Source organism: Haloterrigena gelatinilytica (assembly GCF_013342145.1).
Taxonomy (GTDB): Archaea; Halobacteriota; Halobacteria; order Halobacteriales; family Natrialbaceae; genus Haloterrigena; species Haloterrigena gelatinilytica.
On sequence record NZ_JABUQZ010000001.1, the window covers coordinates 842,819 to 865,543 of the forward strand.

A 22,725-nucleotide genomic window follows, 5' to 3' on the forward strand; every position below is an offset into this window, starting at 1 on the left:
CGAGTATCGCTGTCGGAATTCGAGAGAAGACCTTATCCCGCGCCCGCGAATACGTGACTTGAATGACAACCTCCCCGAACGCGGATCCCGAATCGAACGACGGTCCCCGCATCCGCCGCCAGGAGGTCGTCGCGGATCTCGGACAGCAGGCGCTCGAAACCGACGATCTCGACGAGTTACTGCACGACGCCGTCACCGCCGTCGCCGAGACCCTGGACGCCGAGTGCGCGAGCGTCTTCGAGTTGCTCCCGGGCGGCGGGGAACTCCGCCTTCGACGCGGCGTCGGCTGGTCCGACGATCTGGTCGGGACCGCGACGATACCGGCCGACTCGAGTTCGTACGCGGGAGAGACGCTTCGCGCCGCGCAACCGGTCGTCGTCGAGGATCTCGACGGCGACGACCGCTTCTCCGGCTCCGACAGGCTGGGCGAGCGAGACGTCAGCAGCGGGCTCAGCGTCAGTATCGGCCCGGACGAGCGGCCGTGGGGACTCCTGCGAGCGCACGCGACCGACCGGCGATCGTTTTCCGACCGCGACGCGGTCTTCCTCCGCAGCGTCGCTACCGTGCTCGCGTCCGCGACCGAGAACGCGCGGGCGGAACGACGGTTCGAAGCGATCTTCGAGGACCCGAACATCCTCGTGGGCCTGCTCGAGCCCGACGGGACGGTCCTCGACATCAACGGGACGGCCATGGAGTACATCGACGCCGACTTAGCGGACGTGACCGGCGAGCCGTTCTGGGAGACGCCGTGGTGGGGCGAGGGCGACGACGTCCGATCTGACGTCCGGGAGTGGACCCGTCGGGCGGCGAACGGCGAGTACGTCGAGTTCGAGACCGACCTCACCCGGCCGAGCGGCGAGCGGTACACGATCGACGGCGTCTTCAGACCCGTCACGGACGACGACGGCGACGTCGTCTCCATTATCGTCTCCGATCGCGACGTGACCGAACGCAAGGAGCGGGAGCGCTACCTCGAGGACGCGAAAGCGCAACTCGAGGCCGCGACCGAAGCGGGCGCGGTCGGGACGTGGGAGTGGCACCTCTCCGGAGACGAGTTCGTCGCCGGGGCGTCGTTCGCCCGCACGTTCGGCATCGACCCCGAAGCGGCGCGGGACGGCGTTCCGCTCGAATCGCTGCTGTCGTCGATCCACGAGGACGACCGCGACCGCGTCGAACGGCAGATCGAGACTGCCGTCGAGAACTGCGACGAGTACGAGGCGGAGTACCGCGTCCGGAACGCCGACGACGAGCTCCGGTGGGTAGTGGCCCGCGGCCACGTCGAGGCCGACGACGACGGGAACCCCGAGACGTTCCCCGGGGCGCTGACGGATATCACGGACCGAAAGCGGGCCGAACTCGAGGCCGAGAAGCAACGCAAGCAACTCGAGACGCTGTTTCAGATTCTGCCCGTGGGTGCGGTCGTCGCCGACGCCGACGGCTCGCTGCTCACGGCCAACGACACCGCGCGGGAGATCTGGGGCGACGACGTCTTCGACGCGGGGTGCGTCGACGAGTACGCGAAGTACGACGCGGTCTGGGCGGACTCGGGGGAGCCGGTCGATCCCGAGGACTGGACGATGGCCCAAGTGCTTCAGGGCGAGGCGGTGACGGAGCCAAACGTCTACGAGATCGACGCGTTCGACGGCGAGCGTCGGGTAATCATGGAACACGGGATGCCCGTCACGGACGAGTGCGGCGAGGTGACTCGCGGGGTCGTGACGCTGACCGACATCACGGAACGTCGGGAGTTCCGGCGCAAACTCGAGGAATCGAACGAGCGACTCGAGCAGTTCGCCTACGCGGCCAGTCACGACCTGCAGGAACCGCTGCGAATGGTCACGAGCTACCTTCGGCTGCTCGAGAACCGCTACGGAGACGCCTTCGACGAGGACGGACAGGAGTTCCTCGACTACGCCGTCGACGGGGCCGAACGGATGAGCGAGATGATCGACGGCCTGCTCGCGTACTCCCGGATCGAAACGCGGGGCGATCCGCTCGAACCGGTGGACCTCGAGACCGTCCTCGACGACGTGATCGACGACCTGCAGTTTCAGATCGACGAGACCGACGCGGCGCTCGAACTCGACGCCCTCCCCACCGTCGAGGGCGACGCCAGCCAGTTGCGGCAGGTGTTCCAGAACCTGCTGGATAACGCGCTCACGTACCACGGCGACGAGCCGCCTCGAATCTCCGTCGACGCGGAACGGCAGGGCGACCAGTGGGAACTATCGGTTCGCGACGCGGGTATCGGCATCGCCCCCGATGATCAGGAGCGCGTGTTCACCGTCTTCGACCGACTGCACGGCCAGGAGGAGTACGACGGCACGGGCATCGGGCTCGCGCTCTGCCAGCGGATCGTCGAGCGCCACGGCGGCGAGATCCGGATCGACTCCGAGCCCGGCGAGGGGACGACGTTCTCGTTTACGCTGCCGGCGGCCGAGTGACGCCGGCCGGAAGCGGCCACCGCGGAGGGTTTATTACTCGCGAACAGCTTCACGACCGCGCTGATAGCGGGCGAGTCGAAACGGCCCGTATGACCATCCTCCTCCTCGGGACAGTCCTGTTGCTCTCCCTCCTGCCGTCGCTCGCCTTTCTCGGATTCTGGTACGGACTGGGGCGCATGCAACGGAGTTCGGTGCTCGCCCGAACGAGCGCCCGTGCGGGCGAATCCGATCCAGCGGTTACGTGGAACGACGTTATCGACGCGTACGCGGACCCGCAGCAGAGTCTCATTTCGACATCGGTCTCCTCACGGTCGGCGAGTCGCGACGATCGCTGTCCGACGTGCGCGACGGAAACCGACCCGGTCGGCTCGTTCTGTCACGGCTGTCTGCGAAAACTCGAGTGAAACGCGTTCGCGCTCGCGGTTCGTGCTCCGCTCGCACGGATCCGTGACGGAAGAACCGTCCTCGTCGGCCACTACGCTAGTCGCGGACCTCGCCCGGGATCGACTACGAACCGACCACTGGATCGTCGTCGTCCGCTTCGGTCCGCTCGATCGCCTCTCTGACCTCGTCTTGCGTAGCCTCCTCGAGTTCGTCCCTCATCGTACGCGCCACGTTCGCATAGCGAACCCTAAAATGGGGCGTACGGTTTTCTCGGCGAGATAATACCGCGACTCGAGGACTCGAGTCGGAACCGAAGCCGAGAGTCGCGAGACCGACGTTGCGGACTGCTTCCCGCCACCGTTCGTGACTCCGCCGATCGATCGAGAGGCGCACAGGGACCGATATAGAACTTGAACCATCTCCAGACGTGCAGTACGGTTTGCTGAATTGGCTGCGAGGTCGGCTGAGATGGGACTCCTGAATAGAGAACAGATAATTTAAATATACATATTATCGCACATGTATGCTAACAAGGGTGAAGTGCGTAGAGACAATAGGCGGGGGTATGGCTACGAGTCCGTCTACCAATTGGGAATGGGCTGAGAGATGGAATCAGTTATTCGATATTCTTTCCGCCGAGCCGCGGCGAGAGATCATTAATTCGCTGCTGGATGAACCTCGAGAGCGCCGGCTCTCGCTGCCTGAAGCCGCAGAATCTCCCAATCAATCGATGGACTCTGAGACGTTAACTATTCACTTGCGCCATCACCACCTCCCGAAGCTCGCTGAAGCGGGGTACGTTCGCTGGGATCGCGAACGGTTCTGTGTCCAGCGTGGCCCCAATTTCGCGGAACCGGCATTTATCGTCGAGAACGTGTTCGAGTCAATGGACGAGATCCCCGAGTCCTTGGTTAACAACTGTAAGATTATACAGAAGAGCAGTAACGATGACGCAAACTGACGTCGTCACCAACGTTGTCAAAGCGGTGGCCGCCCAGGACGGAGTGGAACCAGGGGAACTCGATTTGCTGTACGAGTACATCGACCCCGAAGTGTTAGAGAACATATGTGAGCAAGAGAAGGGAGACTGGAACTTTACGTTCCAATATTCTGATCATCAAGTCACGCTGACCCACGAGGGACAGATCTTCGTCGATGGTATCCTGCATACGACGAGTGTATCGACGACGGACGACTGACCAGCGAGTGATGCGGCTTCACCACCCTCAATTGGAGCCCCTGCCGGACTGACCGCCGCCGCTGTATTTACCGACCAGTTCAGAAAATCGCCCGGCGACGCCGAGGTAGAAAGCACAATCTACTCAATCATCGTAGAGACTCTCGTCTATTCCAGTGAAGAGTGAAGTGAAAATCGCACGACGGCGAGGCCGTCGTATGCTCCGTCTGGGATTTGAACCCAGGTCATCGGCTCGAAAGGCCGAAATGATTGGCCGGACTACACCAACGGAGCGATCACTGCGTTCCCGCTCCGAGCCTCGACGGACTTCGTCCATCTCGCCAACGGAGCGTGCGTCGAACGCAATAGGTCGTTGCCGAGGCCTAGTAAAAAACGTTCCGTTCCGCGGCCGTAATGGCACGTCCTCACTCGGTCGGATTATTGTCATCTCTTCGCCCTCATTTCCGAGTCAGTGGATGCCGAATAGTGGCGTTTCAATCCTTCAAGCGCCGATTTTCTCGTCGATTCGCGAACGCCGCCGACTTCTCAATCCTTTTGATCCCGCAACACAACCACTCGCACATGAAATTCGTTCGCTTCCGCGATCCGGCCGGCGCCGTTCGACGCGGCGAGTACGAAGACGGCTACGTTCACTTCGGAAACGAGAGCTACGCCCTCGAGGACGACGCGATCGACGTGCTGGCTCCCTGCGAGCCGTCGAAGATCGTCTGCATCGGTCGCAACTACGCCGACCACGCCGACGAGATGGGGTCGGACCTGCCCGATCGGCCGCTGCTGTTCCTGAAGCCGCCGAACGCCGTCGCCGCCCACGGCGACACCGTCACCGCGCCCGCCGGCAAGGAGCGCATCGACTACGAGGCCGAACTCGGCGTCGTCATCGGCGAGCAGTGTCGCCACGTCCCCGTCTCGGACGCGATGGACGTCGTCGAGGGGTACACCTGCATCGACGACGTTTCGAACCGCGACGATCAGAACGAGGAACAGAACTGGATCCGCGGGAAGGCCTTCGACGGCGCCGCGCCGATGGGGCCGGTGCTCGCGACCCCCGACGAGGTGCCCGACGACGCCAGCGTGCAGTCGCGCGTCAACGGCGAACTCAGGCAGGACGGCTCCCGCGAGCAGCTCATCTTCCCCATCCCGGAGCTGATCGCCGAGATCACGACCTACATGACCTTAGAGCCCGGCGACGTCATCGCCACCGGAACGCCCGAGGGCGTCGGCCCGCTCGAGGACGGCGACGAGGTCGAGATCGAGGTCGAGGGCGTCGGGACGCTCGAGCACAGCATCCGGCGGCCCTGAGCGTAGCGGCGCCTCGAGTCGCTCGCGCGTAGCGGCGCCGAATCGACCGCAGCCGAACCTTTTTCGAGTCGCTCGCGCGTAGCGACGGCCATGACCGTTCGATTCGGCGCGGTGACCGTCGACTGGCTCGGCCTCGCGACGATCCGCCTCGAGGGCCGGACCGGTGCCGTCGTCTACGTCGATCCGGGCCCGGAGGGGGACGACGCGCTCGAGGGCGAGCCACGGGACGGCGATCTGATTCTGGTCTCTCACGACCACCACTACGATCCGGACTCGATCCGACGAGTGGCCCGAGAGGACGCCATGGTCCTCGTCCACGAGTCGATCGACGCCGCGGGGATCGACCGGGTCGACGAGGGACCCGAGGACCTCCCCTACGACGTCGAACGGGTTCGCGCCGACGAGTCGTTCGTCCTCGGGCCGCTGGATCTGTTCACGACGCCGGCCTACAACGATCCCGCGGGACCGCACGTCGACGGGAACGGCGCGCCCTACCATCCCGAGGGCGAGGGCTGCGGGTTCGGCGTCACGATCGACGGCGTCACCGCGTTCTGTCCCGGCGACACCGACGCGCTGCCGGTCCACGAGGAGCTGACCGTCGACCTCTTCTGCCCGCCGATCGGCGGGACGTTCACGATGGACCGCCGCGAGGCCGCCGCCCTCGCCGCGCGACTCGAGCCGGACCTCGTCCTTCCGGTCCACTACGACGCGTTCGAGGCGATCGAGACCGACGCCGACGCGTTCGTGGTCGACGTCGCGAACCGCGGCGTGCCGGTCGTGTTGGACGAACCGGGAACGCGCTGAGCCGCCGGTCGCGCTCGACCGCTGCCGACGAGTCGGATACCGTGACAGACGGCCGTACCGACCGCTCCAAAGCGTTAGTGTCGCTGCCGCCGACCGCTCTCGTATGGGCGGCTATCGTCGGTCGGGTCGGGACGGGCCCGCATCGCAGTACTGCGCGCAGTGTGGGACCGATCTCGAGAGACGGATGCACTACTGTCCGAACTGTGGCGTCGCGACCGATCGATCGACCGCCGGACCGCGGAAGCAGCCCGCCGCCGCGAGCCGGAGCGACCGAAGGGGACGAAACGCCGGTACCGAGACGGGGACGAGCGACCGCGACCGCCTCGAGCACCGGATCGCGCGGGCCTCCCGAGAGGGGTGGCGACTCGAGCACGATTTCGGCGACCGCGCCGTCATGGTGCGCCGGACGTTCGGAAACGCGAAGGAGCACCTCGCGGTCGCGCTGGTCACCGTCTGGTTCACGATGGGGATCGGCAACGCCCTCTGGGGCGCCTACCGGTACTTCGGCGACGCCGAGCGGCTGGTCCTGCGAGCCGACCGCGTCGAGGGCGGCGAGGCCGGGCGGACTCGAGGCGAGGCCACGGCCGGTTCCGGGCTGCGTTGGCGGGCGGTCGCCGGCGGCTGCTGGCTGGTCGCCGCGATCGTCGCGGTGGTCGCCCTCGAGATCGCGGCCGCGGCGGCGACCGTCGTGTTGGTCGCGCTCGCCGTCCTCTTCGCGACGCTGGGCGCGAGCGCCCTGCCGTCGGTTCGACGCCGACTCGAGGGTCGGCACCCGTTCGGGGCGAACGGTCAGATCCGGTCGGTCGAGGAGCGGACGGTCGTCGCCCCCGACCGCCCGTGTGCCGCCTGTGCGGAACCCGTCGGGCGCGGTCTCGAGCGGATCTACCGGGACGAGTTCTGCGCCCTCGGCGTTCCGCTGACGGTCTCCGAGGGACGCAACTACTACTGCCGGGCGTGTGCGAACGCCGAGAGACCCGGCGCCGGCGAGCGGACCGCGACCGAGTCGGCCGCGGCTGGGGAGCCGGACCGCGATCCGGAACCGGAACACGCCTGAGCATCGGTACCGACGCGCGGGTGCCGCCGTTCGAGTCGACTACACCGGAGAGAAGCGAACGCGGAACCTCGAGTCGATCCCGGAGTCTCGAGGCGACTCACGGCAGATCGGAGGACGAGCGCTCCCGTTCGAACTTCGCACTGGAGCAAAGCGGGCCGACTCGGACCGGTTCGGTAACTGCGCCCGCACCGAGATAGCGCGTTCACTCCGAGAACGCCGAACGGCGGAATCGGCTCTTCACGAGCAGTCCGATTCCGAGCAGTGCGAGCGTCCCTCCGACGGTGAGGATCGGGCTGTCGGTGGCGGCCTCGAACGCCGTTTCGAAGAGCGAACGGTGGCGCCCGTAGTAGACGACGCCTCCGGCGGCCGCGTAAAACGCGATCGTCCCGACCGCTGTGTAGACGCCGAATCTCGCGGGAAGCATGTCGGCGAACCCCGCCGGAATAGAGATCACGGAACGTAACACGGGCAGGAAGCGTCCCCAGAGGACCGACGATTGTCCCCACCGTCGGAACCACTCCCGCCCCTCGTCGATGCGGTCGTCTGAAACGGTGATTCGATCCCGGATCCAGTCACTCTCAGCGACTCGAGAGCCGCGAAACACGTAGAACGGAACGAACGCGCCGACCGTCCCGCCGGCGCCGGCCGCGAGCACGAACACGACAAACGAGACGGGGTCGGTGATGAGCAGTGCAGCCGCCGCCGGAACCACGGCTTCGCTCGGGAGAAACGGAAACAGCATCGACGACTCGAGGAAGGTGAACAGGAACAGTGCGAACGGACCGTATAACTGCACGAACCGGAGTGCACCTTCCGTCAAGTCTACCATGGGTGGCGTAAGCGGCGACGTCGTAATACCGTCCCCCTTTGACGAGCAGGGAGACGTGCCAGAGAAGTCGATGCTACTGAACGCGAGTTCCGCACGCCACTCTCGGTGAAGCGATCGTCTCGCCAACTACCGGTAGCGGCCCTCTCCGAACGGCGGTTCGATCGGCGTCTAGAGGACACCCATCTCACTGAGACGTTCGGGCAGATACGTGTCCGTCACGAAGTCGAGCCCGTGGGACGCCAGCGACTGCTGTTCGGACTTCTTCTCGATGTCGAGCTGGAGCTCGATCTGTTCCTCCCAGTAGTCGGTCTGGAAGCGCGGGTCCTCGAGTTCGCTCTCTAAGGCGTTGATGTCCGAATCCGAGAGCGGGTCGGTCGGCAGGTCGTACTCGACGATGTCGGCCGGCTGGATGCCGATGAACTTCGCTTCGGGCGTCGCGAGGTACTCCGAGAGGTGGGCCGACTTGATCGACCCGTAGGCGACGGAGCCGTAGATGCGGTACGACCACGGGTCGCCGTCAGTGAAGACCACCACGGGAAGACCGAGTTCGTCGTGGAAGCGCTTCGTCAGTCGGCGCGTGGCCCGCGCGGGCTGTCCGCCGAGGTGGACGACGATCGCGTCGTACTCCTCGTCGAAGCCGTTCTCGACGAGTCGATCGCGCATGCCGCCGGTCTCCACGCAGAGGACGAAATCGGCGTCGTTGTCGAGGAACTCGATCATGTCCGGGTTGTTCGGGATCTGGTACCCGCCTTGCCCCACGTCGAGCTGGCAGTGGATGTCGCGGTCGCCGCGCTTGGTCTGCTCGCGGATGTGGAGCGGTCCCATCACCTTCGCGCCCGACTCCTCGGGGCGCATGTGGAAGTCCTCGCGGGTGACTCCGGAGACGATCTCCAGGTCCTCGACCATGCTGTTGGACTCGTCCTGGCTCGTGAACTGGGCCTCGTCGTTGTCCCAGCTCTCCGAGAGGTAGTAGAGTTCACGCAGGGTCGACGAGCGATCCTGCTCGAGTTGCTCTACGAGGAAGTCGATCGTATACGTCGCTTTCAGCAGCTTCCGGGCGCCGCTGACCGAGTTCGCGGATCGGGTCGATTCCCGGTCACCGTAGACCCAGACGTCGCTCTCTTCGTCGTACTCGATGTTGTTCTTCGTCCGCGTCGGCACGGACATGTGGGGGATCTCGCCCAGTTCGAACTGATCGTAGAACTGCGCGGCGAGATCGATCAACTGCTCTCGGGCCTGCTGGTCGTTGTCTGCGCTCATTGTTTCACCGTGAGTTTCTCAGTTTCGATGCCCTTTACGTCCAGATCGTACTCCGCGCCGTCGGCCACCTCGTACTCGAGGGTGGCCTCGTCGTCGCTCGATACCTCGGGTTCCCACTTGACGAACCACTCGCCGTCCATCTCGACGACGGTCGCGTCGTCGGGGAGGCTCGTCGGCTCGTCGGAGACGATGTCGGTGATCTCCAGGGACTCGTTCGTATTGGAGTTGTTCTCGACGGTGACCGAGACGGCCTGGCCGTCGCCGTTTTCTTTGACGCTGCGCTCGACGAGCACGTTGTTCATGATGCGCGCGATGGCGTCGTCGATGTCGGGTTCGTCGCGGCCGGTGACCTCGGCGACCTTCTCGGCCATCTCCGGGAGGATCGTCCCGAGGACGTTCTGTTTCTTCCGGCGCTGTTGCATCGAGCGGCGCTTGTTGAGGTAGCTCTTGAGCTCCCGGGCCGCCTCGCGGATCGCGAGCTCGATCTCGTCTTCGATCTCGGGGACGTTCGCGACGGCGTCCTTCGACTCGCTGGTGAACGGGACGTTCGTCGACGCGACGTGGATCATGATCACCGCCGGCCCCTTCGGCAGGCCGGAGCCGCCGGGCTGGTCGAGCCCGTAGTTGCGCCAGCCGATCGACTTGACGACGTCGGTCGTCGCGCAGGCCCCGCGCTGGTAGACCAGCGGGACGCGGTTGGCGAATCGCATGACGTCGGCGCTGCCGTCGGCCTCGATCTCGCCGCCGTAGGCGATACCGGCCTCGACGATGAACGGATCGCCGCCGTGGACCTCGGCGTCGCGGGTCGCGGAGGCGTAGAAGTCGGCGTCGAACTCCTTCTCGAGGCCGGCGCTGATCAGCTCCTCGGAGATCGGCGAGAGACACCGCGTCGGCGGCGCCATGATGTCGGTCGCACGCATCCCGTCGACGAGGTCGCTGGCGGCGTCCCGGTCGCCGGCGAGTTCGCGGACCAGCGGCGGGTCGTCGGGGACGGTCGCCATCACCTCCCAGACGGCCTCCGTGATGTTCTCGCGAGCGGTGTCGCCGAAGGAGACGTCGTCGTACTCCTCAGTGAGATCCGCGGCGCGGTCGACGTGCGCGCGGACTCGCTTGCGGGTGAGCCGGTGGCGGACGTTGCCGTCCTCGCCCTCGCCGCCCTCGAGTTCGTCGTCGAACTTCGCCGCGAGCCGATCGGCGAAGGCGTGGATCACCTCGTCGTCCTTGCGGGTGCTCGTCGCCTCGTCGGCGAGCTCGTAACAGTCGGCGACGAGTCGCGACTCGACGGGTTCGTCGGACGCGTCGGCGTCCGCTCGAGCGTCGATCAGCGCGAGCCAGACGGCCTCGACGGCGTTTTCGCGGACGGTGTCGCCGAACGTCGTGCCGTGCTCGGCCTCGACCTCGTCGGCGGCCGAATCGACGACCGCGAGCAGTTCGTGGTGGGCGATTCGGTCCGTCTCGTCGACGCCCGCGGCGATGGCGTCGGCGAAGGCGGCCGTGGCGTCGGCGCCCTTGTTCGCGGTCGCCTCGGAGACGGCGGCCTCGAGATCGACGTCTTCGTGCGCCGTCGGGGGCCGCCAGCGCATCTCGCGGCCGTAGTGGCGGTCGCGGAACTCGTCGATGATCGAGTCGGCGGTCTTCTTCCCGACGCGGGTGAACTCCTCCTGGAGGAAGCCGGAGACGGTCTGGGAGTCCGTCGACGTCAGCATCTTCATGACGGTTCCGAGCTCGACCCCGTGGGGGTGGGGCCGGATCTCCTCGGTCTCCTCGGGGAGCTGGTCGGTCGCGCGCTCGAACTTGAAGTGTTCCTGCGGTTCGCGGAGTTCGAGGCGCGCGTGGGGGTTGACGACCGCCGTGTGCTTGATGTAGTCGTGGAGCTGCTGGCGGGCGCGCATGTTCGCCTCCATCTCGAGTTCGATGCGCGTCCCGTGGGGGCGGTCCCAGGAGGTGGTCTCTTCGACGCTGATCTCGGGCTCGTTGCTGTCGGTGTCGACGATGAGCTCGAAGTACTCGGCCTCGCTCGAGCCCTGGGTTCGGCTGGTGATCTTGGCGGGTTTCCCGCTCGTCAGTTGAGAGTAGAGGACGGCGGCGGAGATCCCGATCCCCTGCTGCCCGCGAGACTGTTCGCGGGCGTGAAACCGGGAGCCGTAGAGCAGCTTCCCGAAGACTTTGGGGAGCGACTCCTTCGTGATCCCCGGCCCGTTGTCTTCGACGATCAGCCGGTAGTAGTCGCCGGCCTCCTCGATCTCGACGTAGATATCCGGGAGAATACCCGACTCCTCGGCGGCGTCTAAGGCGTTGTCGACGGCCTCTTTGACGGCCGTGACGAGGCCTCGAGCACCGCTGTCGAAGCCGAGCATGTGCTTGTTCTTCTCGAAGAACTCGGCGATGGAGATCGCTTGCTGGTTCTCGGCCAGCTCCTCGGCGATCCCCGCCTCGTCACCGAGTGTCGACTGAAACGAGGTCATTATCCCTCCATACTAACGGTGGGGCTAAAAGGTGTGCGCTACCGGAGCGAAAGTGAACGTGGTCAACAGTTGTCTCGCCGAGTCCCCCTCCTCGAGCAGCCGTGGTCCAGCGGACGGATTGCTATTTCCACAGCTGACGGCCCGATTACGATAGTGTTTTACATAATATGTTGCTAAATAAGCAGAATTAACGAATGATGGGTGCAAAAAGAACAAAGTAGTGGGGCACATCTGCGGAACTAAGAGATGGATCTCGACGCTACGAACAAAGCGGTGCTGTATCTCCTCCAGCAGGACGCACGTCGGATCACGACGCAGGAAATGGCGGATCGAATCGGCGTCTCGGCCAGCACCGTTCGAAACCGTATCGAACAGCTGGAATCGGAAGGGATCATCCGCGGCTACCATCCCGACGTCGATTACGACAAGGCGGGGCTCCAGCTACACGTCCTCTTCATCTGTTCGGCCCCGAACCCGGACCGCGAACGACTCGCCCGCGAGGCTCGCGAGGTCAGCGGCGTCGTCACGATACAGGAGGTCCTCAACGGGACGGACAACGTCCAGATCGAAGCCGTCGGAACCGACACCGACGACATCGCTCGCGTGAGCGACGAACTCAGTGAGCTCGGATTCGACGTCGTCAACTCGAAGATCCTGAAGAGCTTACACAAACAGCCGTTCGACCACTTCGGCAAGCAGCTGGTCGACGAGAACGAGACCGATGAGTGATCCGAGCGGGCCGGTCGAGTTCGACGTGGAATCGCGGCGGTATCGGGCGCAGTACGATTTCGAGACGACGGCGCCGAGCGTCGCCGTCGTCGACGTCGTCGAGACCGTCTTCGCCGACGAACGCGACCGTGATCCGCTCTACGACGTCGTCGATCCGGAGGCCCTCGATCGCCTCCTCGAGGCCGACTCCGAACGCGATCGGCGCGGCCCGCGATCGGCGTCGTTTCGGTACCGGGGCGCGCTGGTGACCGTCGTCAGCGACGGCTCGGTCGTGATCGGTCTAGACGACGAGATCGGTCGGTGAGCGTCCGCGAACGAGCCGCGAGGCGAGATCCTCACTCTTCGACCGGCGGCCACTCCCACGCGTCGGCGCGGACGACGCCGAGGAGGTGTCGCCGGTGCTCGGTCAGTTCCTCGAGTTCGTCGGCGAACGCCTCGTCGGAGACGGTCGGGATGTCGTCCTCGCGGAGCCGGTCGAGATCGGGCGACGGCGGTACCTCTTCGGCCGGATCGATGAACGCCGTGTCGAGCGTTTCGACGTAACTCCGGGCGCTCGAGCGGCCGTTCTCGATGATCGCGGGGTCGAGGCTGCGATCGTCCGGGATCCCGTACTCGAAGATCGCGAGCGCGTCGTCGAAGATCGGGACGGCGACGGCCGAGGCCCGATCGTCCTTCTCGCTGTGGTAGTAGTGCAAGATCGGGTACGCCTTGTGCTGTTCGGCGAGGGTGCTCAGATCCGAAGCGAGGGTCTCGAGGGTCAGGTCGAGCCCCTGGAAGTCCTCCCCGTCCCAGCTCGTTCGGACGAGCGCTTCGCTTCGGTGTCCCAGTCCCGTGACGGTGCTGGCGAAGGAGCGCTTATCGGAGACGGCGCCGAGGACGGTGAGGACGTAGGAGACGCCCAGCGTGACGAAGGCCATGCCGGTCGCCGTCGTGAGCGCGCTGGCGATCTCCCAGACGTCCCCGCCGTACACCGGCGTGTAGTCGCCGTTGCCGTCGGTGAACATCGTGTACGCGACGTAGTAGAATCGACCCGCCCAGTCGGCGGTGCCGCCGGTGTGCGTGTTGACCAACGCGAGCGGGTAGCTGGCGAAGACGAACGTCCAGCCGATCCAGATGACCCCGATCCACATCGCGAGCGTCAGGGTGAGGATGAGCGGACCGGCGAGACTCAGCGCCTTGTTGTGTTCGCCGGTCACCGTTCGGAGGGCGTGCCAGACGCCGGTCGTGAGTCGTCCGGAGAGGGGTCCCGAGCCGCCGTCGACCCAGAGGGTCGTCCAGAGGATATCGACGAAGCCGGCGATCAGCAGGACGATGCCGACGACGAGATACAGCGGTTCCATTACTACCGTCTATCGGAAGGACACCCGTCAACGATGGCCCGGTTACTGACGCGGCTTTTTCACGGCGCGTTCGAACGACGCCGATTCGTTCTCCATCGGCGTCGGTTCCGGTCCGACGGACGGCGGACCAGACAGCGAAGCCTTATGGACTGGTATCGAGTGGTGGATATATGGGATCTTCAGATTCGACGGGCGTGTCGGGGGAAGACGTCCGGCGAGTTTTTTCGCGCTCCGAGCGGTCGTCTACGCCCCTCACAACCGTCGAGGTCGCCGAGCGGTTGGACTGTTCTCCGGGTCCCGCGCGACATGGACTCGAGGAACTCCTCGAGCGAGGTGAGCTTCGCGTCAAGCGGATCGACGCCTCGACTCGAATCTGGTGGCCGGACGAGACGGCGGACGGAACGGACCCCGATCGGCGGTCCGAACAGGAGGAGTTCGCCGCCTTCGTCAGCGCCGTCCGGGATTACGCCATCTTCATGCTCGACCCCGACGGCACCGTCGCCAGCTGGAACGAAGGGGCCGAACGAATCAAGGGCTACGCGGAAGCGGACATCGTCGGCAAACACTTCTCGACGTTCTACACCGACGACGCGGTCGCCGACGGCGTGCCCCAGACGAACCTCGAGACCGCGGCGGCGGAGGGACGCGTCGAGGACGAGGGGTGGCGCGTCCGCGCCGACGGCACGCGGTTCTGGGCGAACGTCGTCATCACCGCCATTCGGGACGACGACGGCCGGCTGCAGGGCTTTACGAAGGTCACCCGCGACATGACCGAGCGCCGCGAGTACGAACAGCAGCTCCGCCGGGAACGGGACCTCACCGAACGGATCTTGGAAACCGTCCCGATCACGATCGGCGTGGTGACCGAGGACAACGTTCTCGTCCGCGCGAATCGGCGGATGCTCGAGCACTTCGAGATCGAGGACGCGGCCATCGAGACGTACAGCCTCGAGTCGTGGGAGCTCTACGACGTCGCCGGGGAGCCGGTCCCGCCCGACGAGCGGCCCTGGGCCCGCGCTCGCGAGCGCGGCGAGCCGGTGTACGACGCCCAGCGGCAGGTCGACGTCCCGGGGATCGGCCGCCGCTGGCTCTCGCTCAACGCCGCACCGCTCGACGACCAGGGCGAGGACGGCCGGATCGTCGTCGCGATCGACGACATCACCGACCAGAAGGAGCGCGAACGGCTCCTCCGCCGGGAGTACAACCAGACCGAGAAGCTGTTGCGGACGGCGCCGATCGCGATCGCCGTCCAGAACGCCGAGGGAGAGACGATACTGACGAACCAGCGGGCGCAGGAGTCGCTCGGCCTCTCCGATCAGGAGTTCATCGGCGAATCCGACGACGCCGGCGAGTGGGTGATCTACGACTCGGACGGCGAGCGGCTATCGACGGACGAGATGCCGGCCGCGCGGGTCGTAGAGACCGGCAACCCGGTGTTCAACGAGGAGCTCGTGGTCGATCCCCCCGAGGGCGAGCGGCTCCAGTTTCGCGTGAACGCGACGCCGCTGCACGGTCCCGACGGCGAGGTCGAACGCATCGTCACGGCCGCCGAGGACATCACCGAGCTGAAACGCCGCGAACGACAGCTCGAGCGGCGGAAGAGCGAACTCGAGACCGAACTGAGCGAGATCCTCGGCCGGATCTCCGACGCCTTCTACGCCCTCGACGACGAGTGGCGCTTTACCCACCTCAACGAGCAGGCCGCCGAGATCCTCCAGGAGTCCCGGGAGGACGTCCTCGGACGGAAGGTCTGGACGACGTTCGCCGACGATACGGAGGGGATCTACCGGGAGCAGTTCCAGCAGGCGATGGAGACCCAAGAGCCGGTCAACTTCGAGGTGTACGCCGAGGATCTCGACACCTGGCTGGAGTACAACGTCTACCCCTCCGAGTCGGGACTGTCGATCTACTTCCACGACATCAGCGAGCGCAAGGAGTACCAGCGCAAACTCGAGAAATCCAACGAGCGACTCGAGCAGTTCGCCTACGCGGCCTCCCACGACCTGCAGGAACCCCTGCGGATGGTCTCGAGCTACCTCCAACTGCTCGAGAGTCGGTACGGCGACGAACTCGACGACGACGGCGAGGAGTTCATCGAGTTCGCCGTCGACGGCGCCGAACGCATGCGCCAGATGATCGACGGGCTGCTGGCCTACTCCCGGGTCGACACGCAGGGCGAACCGTTCGAGCCCGTCGATCTGGACACCGTCGTCGACGCCGTCTGCGAGGGCCTGCAGATGAAGATCGAAGAGACCGACGCCGAGATCGCCGTCGAGTCGCTGCCCCGCGTTCGGGGCGACGAGAGCCAGCTCCAGCAGGTGTTCCAGAACCTGCTGTCGAACGCCCTCGAGTACAGCGGCGACGAGCCGCCGCGGGTAGAGATCGCGGCCGAGCGGGCGCGATCCACGTGGCGCATCTCGGTCGCAGACAACGGGATCGGCATCGACCCCGACGATCAGGACCGCGTCTTCGAGGTGTTCGAGCGCCTGCACAGCCGCAAGGAGTACGACGGGACCGGGATCGGGCTCGCGCTCTGTCAGCGCATCATCGAACGCCACGAGGGGACCATCTGGGTCGACTCCGAGCCCGGCGAGGGGACGACGTTCTCCTTTACCCTCCCCGCCGTCGAGGCCTGATTCTCGCGTTCGATCTCTCGTCGTTCGATTCTCGCGCTCGATCACCGCGCTATGCTGTGGCGCGCGCTGTGTCGCGGTGAGTGGACTCGAACCGCGACACGAAGCCGTGCGAGGGATGAGCGAGTGGAACGAGCGAATCGGCTGGGGAGGATGTGGCTATCCCTCGCTGCCAGCATGAGCAGACCGCTTGTCTTCGTCGACAATCCCACTACTATCGTGGCAACAGTGATTTCCACGCCCTCCCCAGCCGATTCGCTCACTCCCGCTGGTCGTTCGCTCATCCCTCGCACAGTGTCGTCGGTCGATCCTCGCTTTCGTTCACGGCTCACTTCGTTCACCGTTCACTTTCGAGGTGCTCACTGCGTTCGCACCTCGCGTTCCTCGGATCGACCGACAGCGCGCGCCACCGCACGGAGACTGAATGGGTCGGTAGCGTCGGAGTACACCGAATGGCGAACTGAGAACGGATCGACGGAGAACGAGCCGACGAACCGCTACTCTTCCTCGACGATGTCGGCCAGCACGTTCGCGATCTCCCGGTTCGTTTCGGGGCTGTAGTGGCCGCCTTCGCCGCGCTCGACGTACAGCGACTCGACGCCGTCCTCGGGATCGAGATGGCGGGCCATGTCGACCGTCTCGAGGGCGTCGTACGTCTCGCCGAGTCGATCCACGAGGTCGCCGTAGATCGGGCCGTGTTCGGACTCGTACTTGGCGTACCGGAGCTGTTGGACCATCACGAAGACGGGCTGAAAGTCCCGCTCGTCGGCGTAATCGACGAACTCCTCGATCAGCGCGTCGAAGAGGTACTCGTGAGTTTCGAACAGTCGCTCGTGGTAGCGGACGCGGGGCTGTTCCATCCGCAGGGCCGACTCGGTCTGGGCGGCGTCGAAGTCGACGCCCGGAATCGAGCGGCCGGCCCGCCGCTCGAGTTCCTTACAGCCCGTGATCGCGGCGTACCGGAGGTACTCGGGGTCGTCGAGGAAGTCGGTCGTGTACGGCACGGACGCGTAGTGGGGCTTGAACCAGTGGTCGTAGTGGAAGTCGTACTCCCGGAGGAAGTCGGCCTTGGACTCCAAGTCGAGCAGATCCTCCTTCTCGTCGACGGGGCTGTCGATCAGCTCTAACTCGCCGTTCTCGAGGACGTACCGGGGTTTGACCGCCAAGATGTTCCCGAACTCCTGGTAGTGTTTCCAGACGGAGAGGATGCGGGCGATCGAGGAGGCGGTGACGACCACGAAGACGTAGTCGGTCTCCTCCTCGGGGTACTGGCGCTGCATGCGCAACAGCGCCTGATCGAGCCCGTAGTTGCCGCCGCCGTAGTTGGCGACGTGCGTGTCGAGCTCCTGGGCCATGTAGTGCTGGAAGGTCTCGTCGTTGTTGACCTCCCGGCAGAAACAGTAGGAATCGCCGTAGGTGGAGACGGTGACGTCCGCGTCCTCGTCCCGATCTTTCGCGGGACAGACCCGGCTCCCGTACTCGTCGGTCGAGTAGGTGACGACCGTCCGGAGCTCCTCGCCGGGGAGGTGGTCGCCGGTGTCCTTCTGTTTCTCCTGGTTCGGCTGTGGCACCCAGCCCAGTTCGGGGTCGAAACTGCTGAACTTGCCCAGCAGTTCCCGGTCGATTTCCGGAAACTCCTCGGTCGCCACCGCGGGGATGCGCTTGAGCGACGCGTACGACACTACCTCAAGGACGACCGCGAGTACGACGAGTACGAACGCGAAGGCGACGAGCGGAAGCATTGGTTGGGGGTTTCCAGCACCGGAAGTAAGTGAATTGTGCCGTAATTCGCCATTTTCGTCGGGAACGAGAGAAGTAAGGGACGAATTCGGCTCCGCGCGGCGTCGCGGGTCGGCGCGCCGCTCGAGCGACGGCGTTACCGGACCGCCATCGGGTCAGTGACCCCGCCGGTCGAATGTAGCCGTCGGCCGGGCGTCGGCGCGCCGTCGCCGGTCGCGGATCTTCGCAGCGCTGTAGACGCCGAGACAGACTACCAGCGCGCCGACGAGGACGTCGTTCCAGAACTGACCCGCCGCCAGATCGAGCCAGACCGCTTGAACGAGCAGCAGACGCCGAGGAGGGCGACTCCCGCCGGGAGCGCTCGTCGTCGTTCGTGCCGTAGCCCCGGTCGCCCGGCCCGTTCGCCCATGTCTCTCCACCGGCGCTACGCGCCCTGACTCGAAGAGATTGTGGCCCATCAATGCAAGGTCCGACGCGACTCGCCGAGTTGCTCTCGCGACCGTCGTCGTGAATCTCGCGGCGCTCGAGTCAACCGGCCGCTCGCCTCGCGGAGCGAAACCGAGCCGACTCGAGGCCGTCGTTCGGTCGGTTAGCGACCCACCGTCGCCGGGACCGGCGAGTGCCCCACGACGACCGATCGGCGGTTCGGATGAGAAATCGCACTCGACTCGAGCCACCTTCGAATTCGGCGCCGTCGCTCAGAGGATCCCCACGATCGTCTCGTAGAGCGACTGGATCGTCGTGGCGCTGCCGATCAGCAGGACGAGTCCCGCGGCGACGAAGGCGGCGTTTTCGTACCACTCGACGTCGTAGAACCGGTTGACGGCGCCGATGAGCGCGAAGACGGTCACCGGCAAGCCGATCGCGCCGTTGACCGCGGGCATGATGATGGCCATCTCGACGGGGCCGAACCCGGTGTAGACCAGCAGCGGGAGGGCGGTCGCCGCCGAGACGGTGATCAGTCCGATGACCGTCCGGCGGAACCGGAAGTCGCCGAACACCGTGTGCGCGCCCAGCGACTGCGGGATCATGAACCCGGCGCCGAACAGCGTCCCGGTCGCGGAGGTGATGCTCGCGAGGAAGACGGCGATCATGAACACGAGGAGCGCGCCCTGACCGAGGATGTCGGCCAGCGGCTGGCCGGGGCCGGTCAGCGTCATCTCGCCCTCCGCGAGGGTGACCGCCGAGACGATCATCACGAAGCTGCCGATCAGCAGCGTCGTCGCGATCCCGGCGGCGTTGTCCCGGCGGTACTTCCAGACGTCTGTCCACTCCTTGGTCGGCTGGATGCTCGACTGGATGAAGAAGTTCGGCCAGTAGACGGTCGTCCCGAGCAGGGCGATGACCGTCGTGAGGTAGCCGATGTCGCTGTTCAGCGCGGGCCGCAGCCCGGCGGCGACCGACTGCCACGGCACGTCCAGACCGGCCAGCAGGAGGCCGTAGGAGCCGAAGACCGCGAAGACGGCGGCCGCGATCGCCGCCTCGATTCGGTCGTAGACCTTCAGTTGGACGATCGCGATCCCCGCGCCGCCGGCGAGGACGATGCCGACGATGACGTTGTCGAGCCCCGGCAGGAGCCAGGCCAGGGCCGCGCCCGCGACGGCGTAGTTCGAGACGGCCCACAGCGCCGACATCAGCGAGATCGCGATCACCAGCGCTCGCCCGCCGACCGGGACCGCGTCGACGATGTAGTCCGCCAGCGGTTCGTCGGCCACCGCGAGGCGGGCGCTCATGTCGTGGAGGGCGATGTCGATGAGGAAGGCCAGCGGAAGCACCCACAGCAGGGAGAAGGCGAAGTTCGCCCCGGCGTCGGCGAGGATGTACACCGAGCCGGCGCCGAAGACGTTCGCGGCGAACAACACGCCCAGCCCGTACCTGTAGAGGGCGTTGTGGAGCGTCTTCCCGCCGGGAACGGCGTCGACGATCGTGGACGGCGAGGTGGACCGTTCGCTCATCGGCGACCACCTCCGCGGTCTCGGTCGCTGTCGCCTCGAGCGGGCGACGATCGGGCGTCGTCTACGGGTTCCTCGACGACCGGCCGGTCAGGCCGGCGTGACGGAAAAGGGATATTCGTACGCGGTGCCGTCGTCGTTCGAGCGGATGCACGTTTCATAAGTCAGTGAGCGGGAGACGCACTATCGTCTCCCCTCAGCAACCGAGCGCGGTCGCGTGCGCCGGTTCCAACCGTACCGCGTGAATTCACCTCGTTCTATCTGCGAACACCCAGCAAGGAGAGTCGCCAGCCGGCAGATGAAGGCGGTCTATCACGCCGCCGCGTGCGAGCCGGCCGCCGGTCGTCGTGCGGGACAGTCGTCCGCGTGTGCGTACAGCGATCACCACCTCGTCGCACTCTGAGACCCTGCGTCGCGGAACTCGAGAAGCCGTCGCGTCTCCCGCCTCGAGCGGACGATAAACCGCGCAGTGCGATAGCAACCGTCCGCGTTGAGCCGATAGCGTCCCGCACGAAAACTCGAGCGGACCACAAACGTCTTCTCCCCGGCGGAGCTACGAACGTGTCAACACGCCAATGACGAGCGAGTCGACGGATCTCGAGGGCGCCCGCGAGGCCGACCGCAGCGACGCCGTCGGAACCGACGCCGGTCTCGAGTCGGGCACAGCGGCTGACTCCGCGACGCGCGAGCGGGAGGAACCCGCGCTGGCCGTCGAGGGACTCTCGAAGACGTTCGGGAGCGGGGACGAGGCCGTCGCGGCCGTCGAGGACGTCTCCTTTTCCGTCGCGCCGGGCGAGGTGATCGGACTGCTCGGGCCCAACGGCGCCGGCAAGACGACCACGATCAAGTCGATTCTGGGACTGCTCCTCCCCGACGAGGGCGCGGTTCGGATCCACGGAATCGACGTCTACGACCGCCCCAGAGCGGCCTACGATCACGTCGACGCCATGCTCGAGGGGGCGCGCAACGACTACTGGCGACTCACCGTTCGGGAGAATCTGCGGTACTTCGCGGCGATTCGCGGCCGGAACCCCGACGCCCTCGCCGATCGCCACGAGGAGCTGCTGGAGCGACTCGACCTCGCCGACAGGGCCGACACGCCGGTCCGGGAACTCTCGCGCGGGATGAAACAGAAGGTGTCCCTCGCGAGCGTCCTCGCGGGAGACGTCTCCGTCGCCTTCCTCGACGAACCGACGCTGGGACTCGACGTCGAGAGTTCGCTGACGCTCCGGCGCGAACTCGTCCGGCTCGCCGACGAGCGCGGCCTGACGCTGGTGGTCTCGAGTCACGACATGGACGTCATCGAGGCCGTCTGCGACCGCGTGGTCATCATGAACGAGGGGCGAGTCGTCGTCGACGACACCGTCGAGAACCTGTTGGCGGCCTTCGAGACCCAGGGGTATCGGCTCGCCGTTCGCGGCGCCGACGAGTCGGTCCTCGCGGCCCTCCGCGAGCGCTTCGACGTGACCGACGTCGAGCGCCTCGAGGACCGGACGCGGTTCGCGGTGGCGGCCGACTCCGAGACGTTCTACCGATTGACCGACGCGCTGGAGGGCCACGGGCTCGAGGTCGTCGCGGTCGATACCGTCCAGCCCGACCTCGAGGACGCGTTCGTCGAACTGACCGGCGGGGACGGGACGGATGCGGGGAGCGACGATCGGGATCCGGAACGCGGAACCGACGATATCGGGGGTGGGACGCGGTGAGCGTCGACTCCCGATCCGGACGGACGGGCGGCTACTACCACCTCCTGCGAGCCGTGGTCGTCCGCGATCTGCTGATCTGGATCCGCTACCCCGTCAACGCGGGTATGCGGCTGTTCATCAACCTGCTGTTCTTCGGAATGTTGCTGTACGGCGGCACCCTGCTGGCGGGGCAGGCGATGGCCGACTCCCTCGAGGGACTGATCGTCGGCTACTTCCTGTGGTCGCTGGCGACCGGCGCGTACTCGGGGATCGTCAACGATATTCAGGCCGAGGCCGGCTGGGGGACCCTCGAGCGCCACTTCGTTACGCCCTTCGGCTTCGGGCCGGTGGTCCTCGCCAAGGCGGTCGCGATCGTGTTCCGGACGTTTCTCACGTCCGCGGTCGTCCTCGCGGCGATGTTACTGGCGACCGGAACGCGACTCGACCTACACCTCGTCACCGTCGTTCCCGTGGCGACGCTGGCGATCGCCTCGGCGCTCGGCCTCGGGCTGGCCATGGGCGGCCTGAGCGTCCTGTACAAGCGGATCTCCAGCGTCGTCAACCTCCTCGGGTTCGCGTTCGTCGGGCTGATCTCGGCGCCCGTCTTCGACGTCCCGTGGCTGGCCGCGCTGCCGCTGGTTCAGGGGAGCGCGCTGCTCCAGTTGGCGATGCGAAGCGGGACGCGGCTCTGGGAGTTCGACCCCGCGGCGCTCGCCGTTCTCGTCGCGACGGCCGTCGGCTACCTGGCGCTCGGCTACGCCGCGTTCGGACTGGCGACGCGGCGCGCGCGACGGCTGGGCGTCCTCGGGGATTACTGACCGCCGCCCGCGTCCCAGTCTCGCGCGGGTCGCCTTCGGTGAATTTTTCCGGTTCGATCGCCGAATTACCGATGAAATCGCGGCTCCGCGA

Annotated in this window: 18 protein-coding genes and 1 tRNA gene; 12 read left to right on the forward strand and 7 right to left on the reverse strand. The window is 66.0% G+C overall.

All coding sequences use genetic code 11. The annotated features are described in order from the left end of the window. The first annotated feature begins 62 nt into the window (after positions 1-62). The 4 genes from HTZ84_RS04190 (at position 63) to HTZ84_RS04205 (ending at position 4,027) form a co-directional block, all read left to right on the forward strand. Positions 63-2,444, forward strand: a complete 2,382-nt coding sequence (locus HTZ84_RS04190) for an ATP-binding protein (protein ID WP_174679527.1) — start codon at positions 63-65, stop codon at positions 2,442-2,444. Between the two features lie 89 nt (positions 2,445-2,533). Continuing rightward, a complete protein-coding gene (locus HTZ84_RS04195) occupies positions 2,534-2,848 on the forward strand; it encodes a zinc ribbon domain-containing protein (RefSeq protein ID WP_174679528.1) in 315 nt (104 codons plus the stop codon). A 545-nt stretch (positions 2,849-3,393) separates the two neighbouring features. Beyond that, a complete protein-coding gene (locus tag HTZ84_RS04200; RefSeq protein WP_174679529.1) occupies positions 3,394-3,789 on the forward strand; it encodes a DUF7344 domain-containing protein in 396 nt (131 codons plus the stop codon). After that, positions 3,776-4,027, forward strand: coding sequence for a HalOD1 output domain-containing protein (locus HTZ84_RS04205; RefSeq protein WP_174679530.1), 252 nt, complete (start codon positions 3,776-3,778; stop codon positions 4,025-4,027). The genes HTZ84_RS04200 and HTZ84_RS04205 overlap by 14 nt, the downstream gene beginning before the upstream one ends. A gap of 197 nt (positions 4,028-4,224) precedes the next feature. Here the strand turns inward: HTZ84_RS04205 and HTZ84_RS04210 are convergent. Further along, positions 4,225-4,299, reverse strand: a tRNA-Glu gene (locus HTZ84_RS04210). A 288-nt stretch (positions 4,300-4,587) separates the two neighbouring features. Between HTZ84_RS04210 and HTZ84_RS04215 the strand changes: the two genes are divergently transcribed. The 3 genes from HTZ84_RS04215 (at position 4,588) to HTZ84_RS04225 (ending at position 7,183) form a co-directional block, all read left to right on the forward strand. Beyond that, the gene (locus HTZ84_RS04215; protein WP_174679531.1) at positions 4,588-5,325 is read left to right on the forward strand and encodes a fumarylacetoacetate hydrolase family protein; all 738 of its coding nucleotides are present in this window, start codon (positions 4,588-4,590) and stop codon (positions 5,323-5,325) included. A 90-nt stretch (positions 5,326-5,415) separates the two neighbouring features. Continuing rightward, a complete protein-coding gene (locus HTZ84_RS04220) occupies positions 5,416-6,129 on the forward strand; it encodes an MBL fold metallo-hydrolase (RefSeq protein WP_174679532.1) in 714 nt (237 codons plus the stop codon). A 103-nt stretch (positions 6,130-6,232) separates the two neighbouring features. Further along, a complete protein-coding gene (locus HTZ84_RS04225; RefSeq protein WP_174679533.1) occupies positions 6,233-7,183 on the forward strand; it encodes a zinc ribbon domain-containing protein in 951 nt (316 codons plus the stop codon). 202 nt (positions 7,184-7,385) lie between these two features. On the opposite strand, the gene HTZ84_RS04230 is transcribed toward HTZ84_RS04225, so the two are convergent. The 3 genes from HTZ84_RS04230 to HTZ84_RS04240 form a co-directional block, all read right to left on the reverse strand. Next, on the reverse strand, positions 7,386-8,012 hold the full coding sequence (locus HTZ84_RS04230; protein WP_174679534.1) for a DedA family protein: 627 nt from the start codon (positions 8,010-8,012) through the stop codon (positions 7,386-7,388). A gap of 168 nt (positions 8,013-8,180) precedes the next feature. Further along, the gene (locus HTZ84_RS04235; protein WP_008894815.1) at positions 8,181-9,272 is read right to left on the reverse strand and encodes a DNA topoisomerase IV subunit A; all 1,092 of its coding nucleotides are present in this window, start codon (positions 9,270-9,272) and stop codon (positions 8,181-8,183) included. Then, a complete protein-coding gene (locus HTZ84_RS04240; protein WP_174679535.1) occupies positions 9,269-11,737 on the reverse strand; it encodes a DNA topoisomerase VI subunit B in 2,469 nt (822 codons plus the stop codon). The genes HTZ84_RS04235 and HTZ84_RS04240 overlap by 4 nt, the downstream gene beginning before the upstream one ends. A gap of 246 nt (positions 11,738-11,983) precedes the next feature. On the opposite strand from HTZ84_RS04240, the gene HTZ84_RS04245 reads away from it, so the two are divergent. Both HTZ84_RS04245 and HTZ84_RS04250 read left to right on the forward strand, forming a co-directional pair. Next, on the forward strand, positions 11,984-12,466 hold the full coding sequence (locus tag HTZ84_RS04245; protein ID WP_174679536.1) for an Lrp/AsnC family transcriptional regulator: 483 nt from the start codon (positions 11,984-11,986) through the stop codon (positions 12,464-12,466). After that, entirely contained in the window at positions 12,459-12,770 is a 312-nt protein-coding gene (locus HTZ84_RS04250; RefSeq protein WP_174679537.1) for a HalOD1 output domain-containing protein, read from the forward strand. Before HTZ84_RS04245 ends, HTZ84_RS04250 begins: the two co-directional genes overlap by 8 nt. Before the next feature lie 31 nt (positions 12,771-12,801). Here HTZ84_RS04250 and HTZ84_RS04255 read toward each other — a convergent pair whose 3' ends face one another. Next, complete coding sequence (locus tag HTZ84_RS04255; protein ID WP_174679538.1) at positions 12,802-13,806, reverse strand: two pore domain potassium channel family protein; 1,005 nt, start codon at positions 13,804-13,806, stop codon at positions 12,802-12,804. 170 nt (positions 13,807-13,976) lie between these two features. On the opposite strand from HTZ84_RS04255, the gene HTZ84_RS04260 reads away from it, so the two are divergent. After that, the gene (locus HTZ84_RS04260; RefSeq protein WP_174679539.1) at positions 13,977-16,442 is read left to right on the forward strand and encodes a PAS domain-containing sensor histidine kinase; all 2,466 of its coding nucleotides are present in this window, start codon (positions 13,977-13,979) and stop codon (positions 16,440-16,442) included. 494 nt (positions 16,443-16,936) lie between these two features. On the opposite strand, the gene HTZ84_RS04265 is transcribed toward HTZ84_RS04260, so the two are convergent. Together HTZ84_RS04265 and HTZ84_RS04270 are read right to left on the reverse strand one after the other, a co-directional pair. Further along, positions 16,937-18,181 (reverse strand): hypothetical protein, encoded by a 1,245-nt coding sequence (locus tag HTZ84_RS04265; RefSeq protein WP_174679540.1) that lies wholly within the window; start codon positions 18,179-18,181, stop codon positions 16,937-16,939. Between the two features lie 696 nt (positions 18,182-18,877). Next, positions 18,878-20,134, reverse strand: a complete 1,257-nt coding sequence (locus tag HTZ84_RS04270; protein ID WP_174679541.1) for a divalent metal cation transporter — start codon at positions 20,132-20,134, stop codon at positions 18,878-18,880. A 572-nt stretch (positions 20,135-20,706) separates the two neighbouring features. Here HTZ84_RS04270 and HTZ84_RS04275 point away from each other — a divergent pair. Together HTZ84_RS04275 and HTZ84_RS04280 are read left to right on the forward strand one after the other, a co-directional pair. Next, positions 20,707-21,837 carry an ABC transporter ATP-binding protein gene (locus HTZ84_RS04275; protein WP_174679542.1) on the forward strand — a complete coding sequence of 377 codons (1,131 nt, stop codon included), beginning with the start codon at positions 20,707-20,709 and terminating at the stop codon, positions 21,835-21,837. Beyond that, the gene (locus HTZ84_RS04280) at positions 21,834-22,634 is read left to right on the forward strand and encodes an ABC transporter permease (RefSeq protein ID WP_174679543.1); all 801 of its coding nucleotides are present in this window, start codon (positions 21,834-21,836) and stop codon (positions 22,632-22,634) included. The genes HTZ84_RS04275 and HTZ84_RS04280 overlap by 4 nt, the downstream gene beginning before the upstream one ends. Positions 22,635-22,725 lie beyond the last annotated feature (91 nt).